Origin of the sequence: Sporosarcina sp. ACRSM (genome assembly GCF_022346545.1) — a bacterium.
GTDB lineage: Bacteria > Bacillota > Bacilli > Bacillales_A > Planococcaceae > Sporosarcina.
In genome coordinates this window covers 198,776-212,996 of record NZ_JAKRNU010000008.1, presented here as the reverse complement: position 1 = coordinate 212,996, position 14,221 = coordinate 198,776, and the positions used below count along the sequence as shown (strand labels likewise).

Sequence of the window (14,221 nt, the reverse complement as noted above, 5' to 3'; positions counted from 1 at the left end):
ACTTCACGGCTCAGTTAGTAGAACCCCAGATTTGGTATGAATGGATTTTGTCGCTGAGAGTCTTGTCATAGGTACCCCTCCTAGTTTATTTTGAACAGCCATTTTATTCCGATTCTATCGAATTGCGGGGGGATGGCTATTATTATGATACACTTTTACCGAAAAAAGGATGATTTATTCTGTACCTATTCTTTAGTTTATCGACTCAGCAATTTTCATCGATGTGTCCCTAATGACTTGTTCAGATGGATTTTATTCATTGAATAGTATGTGAAAAAATGAACTTCAAACATACAGTAGCCCGACGTTTGTACGCCAAGTCAAAATGCTGTATGATACAATTTAGTACATTCAATAACGAATAGCGTCCATAGCTGTTTTGAAGATGGACGAGGAATGAATAGAGAAGTGAAAAGGGAGGCATCATAGCCTCCTTTTTGCTGTGAAGGAAGGAAGTGGCGGTAATGAGAGGAATGTATATCCACATCCCGTTTTGCCATCAGATTTGTCACTATTGTGATTTCAATAAAGTGTTTTTCAAAAATCAGCCTGTTGATGCGTATATCGAATCGATTGGGCAGGAACTTGCTGTTATGCGTCAGGAAGGGATTTCCTTCAAAGGGCTTGAAACGGTATTCCTAGGCGGTGGAACGCCGACGTCTTTATCCGAACAGCAATTGGATCGTCTGCTTGCCATCGTCAATGAGTATGTCGATGTGCCGTCGTTAACGGAGTTTTCGACGGAAGCGAATCCTGATGAGTTGACCTATGGCAAGTTGAAAGTGTTAAAAAACGGGGGTGTCGATCGGCTGAGTATCGGTGTTCAATCATTTGATACAGAGTTGCTCAAAAAGATCGGTCGAACGCATAATGCCGATGATCCGGTTCGTGTTATCGCGGATGCACGGAAAGCCGGTTTTGAAAATATGAGCATCGACCTCATTTACGGATTGCCGGGACAAACCATCGCTCAATGGCAAGATACGCTGAACAAAGCATTAGCGCTTGATTTGCCTCATTACTCAGGGTACTCACTCATTGTAGAGCCGAAAACCGTTTTTTATAACTTAATGAACAAAGGTCGTTTACCACTTCCTGGAGAAGATATCGAAGCAGAAATGTTCGCCATGCTCATGGATCATATGGATCAACACGGCCGTAAACGGTATGAGATCAGCAATTTTGCTGATCCGGGTTATGAATCTATCCATAACCTCATCTATTGGGAGAATGCCACGTATGCGGGTGTTGGTGCAGGTGCGCATGGTTATGTGAATGGCGAGCGTTATTCAAATATCGGTCCTATTGTGAAATATATGGAAAAAACGGCGGCAGGAGAACGTCCGATTCAACAGAGGCATCTCGTTACGGAAACGGAAGCGATGGAAGAAGAGATGTTTTTGGGGCTTCGAACTGCAAAAGGGGTCTCCTTTTCTTTATTTGAAAAGAAATTCGGGCAATCGCTGGAGACAGTTTACGGCGATGCGATCGAGCAGCTCGTCCAGGATGGCTTGGTGGAACGGTCGGATGATAGGGTTAAACTGACACGAATTGGGGTATTCAGAGGGAATGAAGTGTTTCAACAATTTCTTGCGTAAAACGAAGTCAATTCGTTGACACGCTCATTTGAATTTGATAAATTATCAATAGCATTAGCACTCGATGTTATAGAGTGCTAACAAGGCGACTGGCAAAATCTGTTGCCCAACAAGCACCCCGTTCAAAAGGTGCTGATAGGAGTGATGATTATGTTGACGAACAGACAATTGCTTCTTTTGCAACTGACAGTTAACGATTTCATCGAATCCGCACAACCCGTCGGCTCCAAACAGCTTTCACAAAAGAAGGAGGCGCCATTTAGTTCGGCGACCATCCGGAATGAGCTGGCGGAGCTTGAGGAAATGGGCTACTTGGAAAAGACCCATACATCTTCCGGAAGGGTACCATCCGAAAAAGGATACCGGTTTTACGTCGATCACTTATTAAAACCGGAAAAGTTGAAAACGGAAGATAGTTTCCAGTTGCGTTCGATTTTTCAAGAAAAGATTGTTGAAATGGAGGAATTGATTCGGAAATCAGCGACAATCCTTTCCGATTTGACGAACTATACATCCATTCTACTCGGTCCGGATACGACACTGCATGCCGTAAAGCGTTTTTCAATCGTACCATTAGATGAAGAAACAGCAGTGGCCATCATTGTGACGGATAATGGAAAAGTTGAAAATCGACTATTCAACGTGCCGGAAGGATTTACGGCGTCAGATATTGAAAAAATGGTGAACATACTGAATGAACGACTTGTAGGAACTCCGCTTGTCCAACTTCAGCAATCACTTCTGAAGGAAACGAATATGATTTTGGAACGTCATATTCACCATGCATCGGAGCTTTACACCGCTTTCCAACGAGCCGTTTCCATTGAACCGGAGGAGCGTTTGTTCTTCGGTGGGAAAATGAATATGATGAAACAGCCTGAATTCAATGATGTTCAAAAGATGAAAACATTTTTTGAGCTGATGGAAAAAGGCGTTCCGGCAAAAACGTTTTTTCAGGACGATTTGGCAGGAATCCATGTCCGTATCGGTTCCGAAAACAACAACAATGCGATGGAGGATTATAGCGTCATCACGGCAACTTATTCAGCCGGAGAGCAGATGGCCGGTTCCATCGCGATTATCGGTCCTAAACGGATGGACTATGCAAGGGTCATTACGTTGCTTGATTTGATGAGCAGTGATTTGTCCAGCGAGCTGGCAAGGCTGACAATCGGTGGCGGATCAGCAGGGAGGAAAGAACATTGACAGAAACGAAAGCCGACTTAAATGACGAAGAAGTAGTAAAAAACGATTCAACAGCGGAAGAAACAGCTGTTGAAAATGAAAACGAAACAATGGTAGAACAACAAGCTGCAGAGGCGGATGAAAACTCGACTGCAGCCGAACCTGAAACTGAGATCGAAGAATTGAAGGCGAAGCTTCAGGATGAGGAAAACAAATACTTCAGATTGCTTGCAGATTATGAAAACTTCAAACGAAGAGCGACGCTTGATCAGGAAGCATTGCAGAAATATCGGGCGCAGAGTGTCGTTAACAATCTGATTCCTGTGCTTGATAATTTTGAACGTGCCTTGACCGTTGAAGCGAAGACTGAAGAAGTGAAGTCGATGATGACGGGGATGGACATGATCTATCGCACGCTTGTCGATGCATTGAAAGCGGAAGGGCTCGTTGAAATTGAAGCACTTGACAAGGAATTCGATCCGAATTTCCATCAAGCGATCATGACGGGTACCGATGAGGAAAAGCCATCAGGCGTTGTGCTTGAAGAATTGCAAAAAGGGTATTTGTTAAAAGATCGTGTACTGCGACCTTCGATGGTTAAAGTTAACGAGTAATGATTGAGCATTTTATCTAGGAGGAATTTGATTATGAGTAAAATTATCGGTATTGACTTAGGGACAACTAACTCTGTAGTGGCGGTATACGAAGGCGGGGAGCCGAAAGTAATTCCAAACCCGGAAGGTAACCGTACGACACCATCCGTTGTTGCATTCAAAAACGGTGAGAGACAAGTCGGTGAAGTAGCGAAACGTCAATCAATTACGAATCCGAACACAATCATGTCAGTTAAGCGTCATATGGGTTCTGACTATAAAGTGAAAGCGGAAGACAAAGAATATACGCCGCAAGAAGTTTCTGCAATGATCCTTCAGTATATGAAAGGCTATGCGGAAGAGTATCTTGGCGAAAAAGTGACAAAAGCGGTTATCACCGTTCCTGCATACTTCAGCGATGCACAACGTCAAGCGACACAAGATGCAGGTAAAATCGCAGGTCTTGAAGTGGAGCGTATTATTAACGAGCCGACAGCAGCAGCACTTGCATACGGTTTAGATAAGACAGAAGAAGATCAAATCATTCTCGTCTATGACCTTGGTGGTGGTACGTTCGACGTATCGATTCTAGAACTTGGCGACGGCGTTTTCCAAGTGCTTTCCACTGCGGGGGACAACCAACTAGGTGGGGACGATTTTGACGATGTCATCATAAACTATCTTGTGGACGAATTCCGTAAAGAAAACGGCATCGACCTTTCCAAAGATAAAATGGCGATGCAACGTTTGAAAGACGGCGCTGAAAAAGCGAAAAAAGACCTTTCTGGCGTAACATCTGCACAAATTTCCCTACCGTTCATCACAGCAGGAGAAGCTGGTCCACTTCACCTTGAAGTGACCCTATCCCGCGCGAAATTTGACGAATTGACTGCGCATCTTGTCGAGCGTTCAATGGTACCGACTCGTCAGGCGATGAAAGATGCGAACCTTTCACCATCTGAAATTGACCGTGTCATTCTTGTAGGTGGTTCGACACGTATCCCAGCAGTTCAGGAAGCGATTCAAAAAGAAACTGGAAAAGAGCCATACAAAGGCGTTAACCCTGATGAAGTCGTTGCAATGGGTGCAGCTGTCCAAGGTTCAATCTTGAGCGGAGACGTAAAAGACGTTGTACTTCTAGACGTTACACCACTTTCACTCGGTATCGAAACGATGGGGAATGTCTTCACGAAATTGATCGAACGTAACACGACGATCCCGACAAGTAAGTCCCAAGTGTTCTCAACAGCGGCAGATAACCAGCCTGCGGTTGACATCCATGTATTGCAAGGGGAGCGCCCGATGTCTTCGGACAACAAAACGCTTGGCCGTTTCCAATTGACGGATATTCCACCAGCACCACGTGGCGTTCCACAAATCGAAGTAACATTTGATATCGATAAAAACGGTATTGTTACAGTTAAAGCGAAAGACTTGGGTACGCAAAAAGAACAAAACATTACGATCCAATCCAGCTCTGGCCTATCTGACGATGAAATCGAACGCATGGTAAAAGATGCTGAAGCGAATGCGGAAGCAGACAAAAAGCGTAAAGAAGAAGCGGACTTGAAAAACGAAGCGGATCAGCTTGTCTTCATGGCTGAAAAGACATTGAAAGATCTTGAAGGAAAAGTTTCCGAAGAAGAAGTGAAAAATGTCGAGGAAGCGAAAGAAGAATTGAAAGCTGCAATCGAAGCGGCAAACTTCGACGATATCCGTACGAAGAAAGAGAAATTAGAAGAAATCGTTCAACAGCTATCTATGAAACTGTATGAACAAGCGGCTGCTGAATCAGCGCAAGGTGCTGACAATGCAGGGGATTCCAAAGATGACGGTGTTGTCGACGCTGAGTTTGAAGAAGTAGACGACAAAAAATAATAGAGTACTTGAATTCAAGTTCAGCCTTTGGCGGACGTTCCAAACTGTGAATTACGCCGGGCAGCATGAAAAAATTCTTGACGGAAAAGTCAAAGTCCGATATTCCGGCTTTGGCTTTTTCGATTTTTATCGGGCGTGCATAATGATACAATAGGCATAGGCCAAAGTATTTCGGGAGAGTGTAAAAATGAGCAAACGAGATTATTATGATGTGCTTGGATTATCAAAAGGCGCATCCAAAGACGAAATCAGGAAAGCGTATCGGAAGCTATCCAAAAAGTATCATCCGGACTTGAACAAAGAACCGGGCGCAGAAGAGAAATTCAAAGAAGTGACAGAAGCTTTTGAGGTGTTGAGCGACGACACGAAAAAAGCGAATTATGACCAGTTTGGCCATGCAGATCCGAACCAAGGCTTTGGTGGTTTTGGTGGTGGCGGAGATGGTTTCGGATTCGAAGATATCTTCAGCACGTTTTTCGGTGGGGGTGGATCAAGGCGCCGTGATCCGAATGCGCCTCGCAAAGGGGATGACCTCCAATATTCTATGACGATTGACTTCATGGAAGCTGTTTTCGGAAAAGAGATGGAAATTGAAATTCCGAAAGAAGAAACATGTGAAACATGTGACGGCTCAGGTGCAAAAAAAGGGACTTCCCCAACAACTTGTACACATTGTGGCGGTTCCGGTCAAATCAGCATTACACAAAACACGCCGCTTGGTCAAATGGTGAATCGCAGAACATGTCCACATTGTCAAGGGACAGGGAAAATCATCCCTGAAAAATGTACGACATGTCACGGTAAAGGCAGAGTAACCAAAAACAAAAAAATCAAAGTGACAATTCCTGAGGGTGTTGACGATGGTCAGCAACTGCGCATCTCAGGACAAGGTGAAGCAGGACATAATGGCGGTCCGGCAGGGGACTTGTATATCGTATTCCGTGTTCGCCCACATGAAAAATTCATACGGGAAGAAGACGATATTTATTTGGAATTGGGTCTGACGTTCCCGCAAGCTGCACTCGGTGATGAGATTGAAGTGCCGACTGTGCATGGCAATGTGAATTTGAAAATTCCAGCGGGCACACAAACAGGCACCCGTTTCCGCCTAAGAGGCAAAGGGGTTAAAAACGTCCATGGCCGCGGCATAGGCGATCAACATGTGGTCGTAAAAGTAATGACACCGAAGAAAATGACGGAAAAACAGAAAGAATTGATGCGTGAATTTGCAGCCATTGGTGGAGATTCGCCAGATGAGTATTCAAGCTCATTATTTGATAAAATCAAACGAACAATCAAAGGCGACTGAAAGGGATGAAGTGATTTGAAGTGGTCGGAAATTTCCATTCATACAACGCATGAAGCAACAGAAGCGGTAGCGAATATTTTGCACGAAGCGGGTGCCAGTGGGGTAGTGATTGAAGATTCGTCCGAACCGGACCGGATTCATGAAGACCGTTTTGGTGAAATCTATGCACTCGATAAAAAGGATTTTCCGACTGATGGCGTCATCGTCAAAGCATATTTACCTGTCAATAGTTTTCTTATCGAAACGATGAAAGACATTGAACAGGCGATTGAAGGCTTAACGGAATTCGGCTTGGATGTCGGACAGAACAGCATTCACACGCATGAGATCGACGAAGAGGATTGGGCGACTGCGTGGAAGAAATACTATCATCCTGTCAAAATATCCGGGCGATTCACAATCGTCCCGACCTGGGAACAATATGATCCTGTCGATTCGGATGAATTGATCATCGAGTTGGACCCAGGAATGGCTTTCGGAACCGGCACGCACCCGACAACGGTCATGTGTCTCCAAGCACTTGAAAAGTATGTGCGCGAAGGGGATACGGTCGTCGATGTCGGAACCGGGTCTGGTGTCCTTTCCATCGGTGCGGCCCTGTTAGGCGCGTCTCAAGTCCATGCGCTTGATTTGGATGATGTCGCGGTTGTAGCAGCGAAAGAAAATATTAAATTGAATCATGTTGAAGAGAAAATTCTTGTAACACACGGCAATCTATTAGATTCCGTCAAAGAACCTGCTAATATTATCGTTGCGAATATATTGGCAGAAGTGATCATGACCTTTTCCGAAGATGCTTACGCCATCTTACCGGAGGATGGATTATTCATCGTTTCGGGCATCATCGGTCAAAAACGCGATATGGTAAAAGACGATTTGATTTCCAAAGGCTTTGAAATTATCGAGTCGGTCTTGATGGAAGACTGGGTTGCCATTGTTGCCCAAAAAAGGGGCGTGTAACGGTTTGCAGCGCTATTTTCTTTCTGCCCCGTTCGATGACGAAGGGAAAGCCGAAATCTCCGGCGACGATGGAAAACATATCGTCCGTGTCATGCGAATGGTGTCCGGTGATCAAGTCATCGCGGTTTCAGGCGGTCACGCATATGTTTCAACCATTTCCGAGCTGGCTACAGATGGGGTGATCATCCAACGCGAAGGAGACGCACTGCCATCCAGTGAAATGCCCGTTTCTGTGACGATTGCATGCGGTCTGCCGAAAGGCGATAAGCTCGATTGGATTACACAAAAAGGCACGGAACTCGGCATGGTAGGCCTCATTCCCTTTGAAGCGGAGCGCTCCATCGTCAAATGGGATGACAAAAAAGGCGGCAAAAAGGTAGAGAGACTTCGCAAAATCGCGAAAGAAGCGGCGGAGCAATGCCATCGTACCCTTATTCCCGAAGTCGCAACAACTTATACGTTCAAGCAATTGATTAATGCAGCGAAAGCGTATGATGTCTTGTTCTTTGCGGATGAGGAAGATGCAAAAAACGGAAAACCGCATAAGATCGCGGAGCGGCTCCAAAACGTGTCTCCTAAACAAACGGTACTGGTTGTGTTCGGTCCTGAAGGCGGCCTATCCCGGAGCGAAGCGGAAGCACTGCACTCCGCTGGTTTTTTACCGATGGCATTAGGTCCGCGCATCTTAAGGACTGAAACGGCCCCCTTATATCTACTGTCAGCCATGTCGTATGAATTTGAATGAAACTGCGTGAAGTAGTCTAACCTGTACGACAAGCGAACATAAAAAAGCGATCCGTCCAGTGTTGGATAGGTCGCTTTTTGTCTATCTACGAGACAACCATTAAAGTTCTTCAACTTCGACTTGCCCGTTTTTAACAATTACAATTTGTCCTCTATTTAATTTTTCCTGAAGTTCATTTGTTTTTGCAGTTTTGTTAATCGTACCTCGTGGAAATGAATAAGAAGAATTACAAAAACTGATCATCCGATTTTCATCGGGCACGTTTTGGGAAATGCTAACAGAATAAGTAACCCCATTTTGGCCGATGCCAGTCACTTCAAAGTAGAATGAATTGTCACCGACTAAGTTTTCCAGTAGTCGTAGCGTAAAAATACCTTGAATGATGGAAGCACCAAATATCAATGTGCCAAACCCCGAAACTTGTAAAACAGTACCGGTATCAATAGAAAAACACTGAGGGGGATAAACAACTGTAGAGTCAAATGATATGCCAGGACTAAAGAAGGTGGTTGAAACGGAACCACCTTGAAGTTTGCATTGCGGACAAATATTTGCGGAAAACTTGAAAGATGCACCCGAAAAATTCACTATACCTGAACAATCACATACCTTTTTAGGTACGTCGGCAATATCCATTCCTTTTAATACTTTTGATACCGGCGCGACATCACACGGTTTAAACCGACTTTTACAACGGCGGCAAGAACAGTCCTTTTTACACGAACCCAAAGAATGCACCTTCTTATTTACGCATTTACTTGTAACTTACTCAAATTATTATTTTTTGCTTGTGCACACTAAACAAAAAAATTAGGCTCAACATGTTTATTTATGCTATCATAAAACTCGTTGACATTTTATTTAATCTAATGTAATTGCGATAATGCTTATAATGAAAGGATGAAATATATATGAGTAACGAGCTACCGAAAAACGTAAGCTTTCACACCCTCGGTTGCAAAGTAAACCATTACGAAACTGAGGCGATCTGGCAATTATTTAAAGAAGCCGGCTATGATCGTAAGGATTTCGAACAAAACGCCGATGTTTACGTCATCAACACATGTACAGTGACGAATACGGGAGATAAGAAAAGCCGTCAGGTTATTCGCCGCGCTATCCGGAATAATCCGGATGCGGTCATTTGTGTAACGGGTTGTTATGCGCAAACATCACCTGCTGAAATTATGGCGATTCCGGGAGTGGATATCGTCGTTGGAACGCAAGATCGGACAAAATTACTTGGTTTGATCGACGAATATCGGGCGGAGCGTCAACCGATCAATGCCGTTCGCAATATTATGAAGAACAGAGTGTACGAAGAGCTTGACGTTCCTGCTTTTACAGACCGCACACGGGCATCTTTGAAAATACAGGAAGGGTGCAATAATTTCTGCACGTTCTGTATTATTCCATGGGCGCGTGGCCTCATGCGCTCTCGTGATCCGCAAGAAGTCATCCGCCAAGCACAACAGCTTGTCGATGCAGGATATCTTGAAATTGTCCTGACTGGTATCCATACGGGAGGCTATGGGGAAGACTTGAAAGATTATAATCTTGCCCGTCTTCTTCGCGATTTGGAAACGCAAGTGAAAGGATTGAAACGCCTTCGTATCAGTTCTATCGAAGCGAGTCAATTGACTGATGAAGTCATTGAAGTGCTCCGTGATTCGAAGATCATCGTCCGCCATCTGCATATTCCGATCCAATCCGGTTCCAATACTGTATTGAAACGGATGCGTCGTAAATATACGATGGAATTTTTCGCGGAGCGTTTGGATCGCCTTCGTGAAGCGTTGCCACATTTGGCAATCACTTCGGATGTTATCGTCGGTTTCCCAGGCGAGACGGAAGAAGAATTCATGGAAACTTATCGTTTCATTTGCGATCAGCGCTTCTCTGAACTGCATGTGTTTCCATATTCCAAACGGACAGGGACGCCTGCTGCACGTATGGAAGACCAAATCGATGAAGAAGTGAAAAATGAGCGCGTTCATCGACTGCTTGAGTTGAATGACCAACTTGCGAAGCAGTATGCATCCTCTTTCGAAAATGAAGTACTCGAAGTTATTCCGGAAGAGAAGTATAAACTCGATCCAGATAGCAGGCTTTATGAAGGCTATACAGATAATTACTTGAAAGTTGTCCTGCCTGCCGATGAATCGATGGTCGGTAAAATTGTCCGTGTGAAGTTGACGAAAGCGGGCTATCCTTATAATGAAGGACAATTTGTCCGCGTCATGGATGACCAAGAAATCCACGTCTAATAAGAAAAGCCATTCCAGCCAAACGGGTTGGAATGGTTTTTTCGTGCACAATTGGACTGTTCTTGCTATGATTGGAGAAGTACGGACAACTACGGGGAGGTATTCAGTTGAATACGGATTTTGCGACTTATATTGATCATACATTGCTAAAAGCGGAAACGAAAAAAGAGGAGATTCTGAAGCTTTGCGAAGAAGCGCGTACATACTCCTTCGCTTCAGTCTGTGTCAATCCGACTTGGGTGAAAACGGCAGCGGAAGCGTTGGCAGGTTCGCCGGTTAAAGTATGTACGGTCATCGGTTTTCCGCTAGGGGCATCGACGTCCGAAGTAAAGGCGTTTGAAACTGCGGATGCGATACAAAACGGTGCCGGAGAAATCGATATGGTGATCAATATCGGTGCACTTCGAGGCGGGGATGACGCAACCGTGAAAAAGGATATAGAGGCAGTTGTTCAGGCTGCAAAAGATCGAGCGATTGTCAAAGTGATCATTGAAACAGCCTTATTGACAGAACAGGAAAAAAGAAAAGCATGCGAATTATCCGTTTTGGCAGGTGCTGATTTTGTCAAAACCTCTACTGGTTTTTCAAATGGAGGGGCGACGGAGGATGATGTCAAATTGATGCGGGCAGTCGTCGGACCACAAATGGGTGTGAAGGCATCCGGTGGTGTCCGGAGCTTTGAAGAAATGAAGAAAATGATCGATGCAGGCGCTACGAGAATCGGAGCTAGTTCCGGTGTTCAGATTATGCAAGGACTTGCATCCACATCTGATTATTAATCGGCGAAGTGCAAAGATCAGGATGGCATATCTAGCGAATCAACCTCACTTAGAGGGATATGGGATTTTTTCTAAATAAAGTTGAAAGTTTTATATTGACCTATTTTTATTTCTGCGGTATAATTCTTGAGTACATGGCACTTGGTCATGTTCCGAAGTGTGTTTGGAGGGAGGGACAAGAGATATGTCGAAAACTGTTGTTCGTAAAAACGAATCGCTTGAAGATGCTCTTCGCCGCTTCAAACGTACTGTATCCAAAAGTGGAACAATACAAGAGGTAAGAAAGCGTGAGTTTTATGAGAAACCGAGCGTAAAGCGTAAAAAGAAATCTGAAGCTGCAAGAAAACGTAAATTCTAATTTTCTGTAGCCATGAATTCGATCTTGTAATGAATCTAAAAATTCGTAAACCGGAAAATCCGATAAGGGTTTTCCGGTTTATTGTTGTGTAGAAAAAGATTTTTCTGAGCAAAATGAAACTTACGAGATTTTCAACCGTATATAGAGTTATAATGGATAGTAAAGAGAGGTGAAAAACAGCATGCATAAAATGATCGGAAAACTTCTCCTGTTCATTTTATTTTTATCAGCGATATTCATTCCTTTCGTGCAAACTGAAGCCAGTCAGAAAACAGTGTATAGAGTCCCTGTTGAAGCCGAAGTTGAAAAAGGTTTATACGCTTTTTTACAGCGTTCGTTTTCGGAAGCGGAACAAGCGGGCGCAGATGCGATCATCCTCGAAATCGATACGCTTGGAGGCTTTACGGATGCAGCGGATAAAATCGGTAAATTAATGGATGAGACCTCTGTCCCGATCATCGCTTACATTAACAATCGAGCCATTTCAGCTGGTGCATTTATCGCGCTTCATGCACAAGACATCTATATGACCCCCAATGCAACGATCGGGGCTGCCCAGGCGATTGTAGCAGATGGCAATGCAGCGGATGTCAAAGCGCAAAGTAAATGGGTTGCAGATATGATCAATGCGGCAAATTCTTCAGATCATGATCGTGATACGATGTATGCACAAGCGATGGCGGATCCTGATGTCGATCTTCCTAAGTACCGAGCGGAAATGGGCAAATTGCTGACATTGACAGCTTCGGAAGCATTGGAAGTCAATTATAGTGAAGGGACCGTTTCGTCTTTTGAGGATGTGCTTGCAAAGGCGGGCTATGAAAATGCGGAAGTTATTTCAACGGAAGTCACTATTTTTGAAAAGATCGCCCGATTCATTACGCATCCGATTGTTGTTCCGATTCTTTTATCCATTGCAGGTCTTGGCCTAGTCGTAGAATTATATTCTCCTGGATTCGGTGTACCGGGTACGATGGCGATTTCATCATTGTTGTTATTTTTCTATGGACACCTTGTTGCAGGACTGGCAGGTTATGAATCCATCGTCCTCTTTGTGATTGGGGTAGGACTTGTCATAGCGGAGTTTTTCTTGCCAGGTGGCATTGCAGGGATCATAGGGTCGCTCGCGATTATTGGAGGTATCATTTTGGCAGGCGGCAATCCGATGTATATGGCGATTTCGGTCCTTATCGCGGTTGCCATCGCTAGTATAGGGATGGTGATTCTTATGAAATTTTTCGGTAAAAAATTGCATCTGCTCAATAAAGTCGTACTGATGGATGCGACGGATACGGAAAGCGGTTACGTTTCAAATGTGAACAGGGTGGAATTATTAGGGCGTATTGCGAAGACGTCTACACCGCTTCGCCCGGCCGGTGCCATCGAACTGGATGGTGAACGAATTGATGTTGTTTCGGAAGGAAGTTACATCGACAAAGGAAAGAATGTTACAATTGTGAAAGTGGAAGGTTCCCGTATTGTTGTGCGGGAATCAGAAGAGGAAGGGGAGACTGAATAATGCCAGGTATTTTGGAAGCAGGAGGTTTAATTACGGCAGTGGCTATCATTTTTGTCGTCATTATCCTATTGGCTGTATTTTTCACACTTGTCCCTGTCGCGCTATGGATTTCTGCCATGGCAGCAGGCGTGCGGGTCAGCATCTTTACACTTATCGGAATGCGTCTTCGCCGGGTTATCCCGAGCCGAGTCGTCAATCCTTTGATCAAGGCTCACAAAGCGGGCTTGAATGTCGGGATCAACCAATTGGAAAGCCATTACTTAGCAGGGGGGAACGTCGACCGTGTCGTCAATGCCCTGATTGCAGCGCATCGTGCGAATATCGAGTTGACGTTTGAGCGTGCAGCGGCGATCGATCTTGCGGGCCGTGATGTGTTGGAAGCGGTCCAAATGTCCGTTAACCCGAAAGTGATCGAAACACCATTTATCGCCGGTGTCGCCTTGAACGGGATTGAAGTAAAAGCGAAAGCGCGTATTACCGTACGTGCCAATATTGATCGTCTCGTCGGTGGTGCGGGTGAAGAAACGGTTATTGCCCGTGTTGGTGAGGGGATCATTTCTACGATCGGTGCGTCTGTCGACCATGCGAAAGTATTGGAAAATCCGGATATGATTTCACAAACAGTGCTCTCCAAAGGACTTGATTCGGGAACAGCCTTTGAAATTTTATCCATTGATATCGCCGACGTGGATATCGGCAAAAACATCGGTGCGGAATTACAGACAGAGCAGGCGCAGGCGGATAAAAACATCGCCCAAGCGAAAGCGGAAGAACGTCGTGCGATGGCTGTTGCGAGCGAGCAGGAAATGAAGGCGAAAGTTGAAGAGATGCGCGCGAAAGTGGTAGCCTCCGAAGCGGAAGTTCCACTTGCGATGGCGGAAGCGCTCCGCACAGGCAATATCGGCATTATGGATTATATGAACTATAAAAATATCCAGGCTGATACAGGCATGCGAAACTCCATCAGTAAAGTCGGCGATGATAAGCAGAAGCCTGACGGTAAAAAAGAGTAACGGATGATCATCCGATT

13 protein-coding genes are annotated in these 14,221 nt (G+C 44.8%); 12 read left to right on the top strand and 1 reads right to left on the bottom strand.

The genetic code is table 11. The features are described 5' to 3' along the window. The first annotated feature begins 464 nt into the window (after positions 1-464). The 7 genes from hemW to MHZ95_RS14230 all read left to right on the top strand — a co-directional run bounded on the left by hemW (position 465) and on the right by MHZ95_RS14230 (position 8,268). The gene (gene hemW / locus MHZ95_RS14260; RefSeq protein ID WP_239391448.1) at positions 465-1,598 is read left to right on the top strand and encodes a radical SAM family heme chaperone HemW; all 1,134 of its coding nucleotides are present in this window, start codon (positions 465-467) and stop codon (positions 1,596-1,598) included. A 150-nt stretch (positions 1,599-1,748) separates the two neighbouring features. Then, positions 1,749-2,804, top strand: coding sequence for a heat-inducible transcriptional repressor HrcA (hrcA, locus tag MHZ95_RS14255; RefSeq protein WP_239391447.1), 1,056 nt, complete (start codon positions 1,749-1,751; stop codon positions 2,802-2,804). Continuing rightward, positions 2,801-3,397 carry a nucleotide exchange factor GrpE gene (gene grpE / locus MHZ95_RS14250; protein WP_239391446.1) on the top strand — a complete coding sequence of 199 codons (597 nt, stop codon included), beginning with the start codon at positions 2,801-2,803 and terminating at the stop codon, positions 3,395-3,397. Before hrcA ends, grpE begins: the two co-directional genes overlap by 4 nt. 33 nt (positions 3,398-3,430) lie before the next feature. Beyond that, complete coding sequence (gene dnaK / locus MHZ95_RS14245; protein WP_239391445.1) at positions 3,431-5,254, top strand: molecular chaperone DnaK; 1,824 nt, start codon at positions 3,431-3,433, stop codon at positions 5,252-5,254. Between the two features lie 187 nt (positions 5,255-5,441). Then, positions 5,442-6,563 carry a molecular chaperone DnaJ gene (dnaJ, locus tag MHZ95_RS14240; RefSeq protein ID WP_239391444.1) on the top strand — a complete coding sequence of 374 codons (1,122 nt, stop codon included), beginning with the start codon at positions 5,442-5,444 and terminating at the stop codon, positions 6,561-6,563. Positions 6,564-6,578: 15 nt separating this feature from the next. Further along, complete coding sequence (prmA, locus tag MHZ95_RS14235; RefSeq protein ID WP_239391443.1) at positions 6,579-7,523, top strand: 50S ribosomal protein L11 methyltransferase; 945 nt, start codon at positions 6,579-6,581, stop codon at positions 7,521-7,523. A 4-nt stretch (positions 7,524-7,527) separates the two neighbouring features. Beyond that, positions 7,528-8,268, top strand: a complete 741-nt coding sequence (locus tag MHZ95_RS14230) for a 16S rRNA (uracil(1498)-N(3))-methyltransferase (protein ID WP_239391492.1) — start codon at positions 7,528-7,530, stop codon at positions 8,266-8,268. A 99-nt stretch (positions 8,269-8,367) separates the two neighbouring features. On the opposite strand, the gene MHZ95_RS14225 is transcribed toward MHZ95_RS14230, so the two are convergent. Further along, the gene (locus MHZ95_RS14225) at positions 8,368-8,997 is read right to left on the bottom strand and encodes a hypothetical protein (RefSeq protein WP_239391442.1); all 630 of its coding nucleotides are present in this window, start codon (positions 8,995-8,997) and stop codon (positions 8,368-8,370) included. Between the two features lie 182 nt (positions 8,998-9,179). On the opposite strand from MHZ95_RS14225, the gene mtaB reads away from it, so the two are divergent. The 5 genes from mtaB to floA all read left to right on the top strand — a co-directional run bounded on the left by mtaB (position 9,180) and on the right by floA (position 14,204). Then, complete coding sequence (gene mtaB, locus MHZ95_RS14220) at positions 9,180-10,535, top strand: tRNA (N(6)-L-threonylcarbamoyladenosine(37)-C(2))-methylthiotransferase MtaB (protein ID WP_239391441.1); 1,356 nt, start codon at positions 9,180-9,182, stop codon at positions 10,533-10,535. A gap of 107 nt (positions 10,536-10,642) precedes the next feature. Then, positions 10,643-11,314: a deoxyribose-phosphate aldolase gene (deoC, locus tag MHZ95_RS14215; RefSeq protein WP_239391440.1), complete on the top strand. Its 672-nt coding sequence runs from the start codon at positions 10,643-10,645 to the stop codon at positions 11,312-11,314. A gap of 184 nt (positions 11,315-11,498) precedes the next feature. Continuing rightward, on the top strand, positions 11,499-11,672 hold the full coding sequence (gene rpsU, locus MHZ95_RS14210; RefSeq protein ID WP_016426884.1) for a 30S ribosomal protein S21: 174 nt from the start codon (positions 11,499-11,501) through the stop codon (positions 11,670-11,672). A 181-nt stretch (positions 11,673-11,853) separates the two neighbouring features. Further along, positions 11,854-13,191, top strand: a complete 1,338-nt coding sequence (locus MHZ95_RS14205) for an NfeD family protein (protein ID WP_239391439.1) — start codon at positions 11,854-11,856, stop codon at positions 13,189-13,191. Further along, the gene (gene floA, locus MHZ95_RS14200) at positions 13,191-14,204 is read left to right on the top strand and encodes a flotillin-like protein FloA (RefSeq protein WP_239391438.1); all 1,014 of its coding nucleotides are present in this window, start codon (positions 13,191-13,193) and stop codon (positions 14,202-14,204) included. The genes MHZ95_RS14205 and floA overlap by 1 nt, the downstream gene beginning before the upstream one ends. The last annotated feature ends 17 nt before the right edge of the window (positions 14,205-14,221 follow it).

Excerpts from the sequence above, each read along its gene's own strand:
- mtaB (WP_239391441.1), top strand. The coding sequence starts at position 9,180 with ATGAGTAACGAGCTACCGAAAAACGTAAGCTTTCACACCCTCGGTTGC.
- floA (WP_239391438.1), top strand. The coding sequence starts at position 13,191 with ATGCCAGGTATTTTGGAAGCAGGAGGTTTAATTACGGCAGTGGCTATC.
- dnaK (WP_239391445.1), top strand. The coding sequence starts at position 3,431 with ATGAGTAAAATTATCGGTATTGACTTAGGGACAACTAACTCTGTAGTG.
- dnaJ (WP_239391444.1), top strand. The coding sequence starts at position 5,442 with ATGAGCAAACGAGATTATTATGATGTGCTTGGATTATCAAAAGGCGCA.
- hemW (WP_239391448.1), top strand. The coding sequence starts at position 465 with ATGAGAGGAATGTATATCCACATCCCGTTTTGCCATCAGATTTGTCAC.
- rpsU (WP_016426884.1), top strand. The coding sequence starts at position 11,499 with ATGTCGAAAACTGTTGTTCGTAAAAACGAATCGCTTGAAGATGCTCTT.
- hrcA (WP_239391447.1), top strand. The coding sequence starts at position 1,749 with ATGTTGACGAACAGACAATTGCTTCTTTTGCAACTGACAGTTAACGAT.
- MHZ95_RS14205 (WP_239391439.1), top strand. The coding sequence starts at position 11,854 with ATGCATAAAATGATCGGAAAACTTCTCCTGTTCATTTTATTTTTATCA.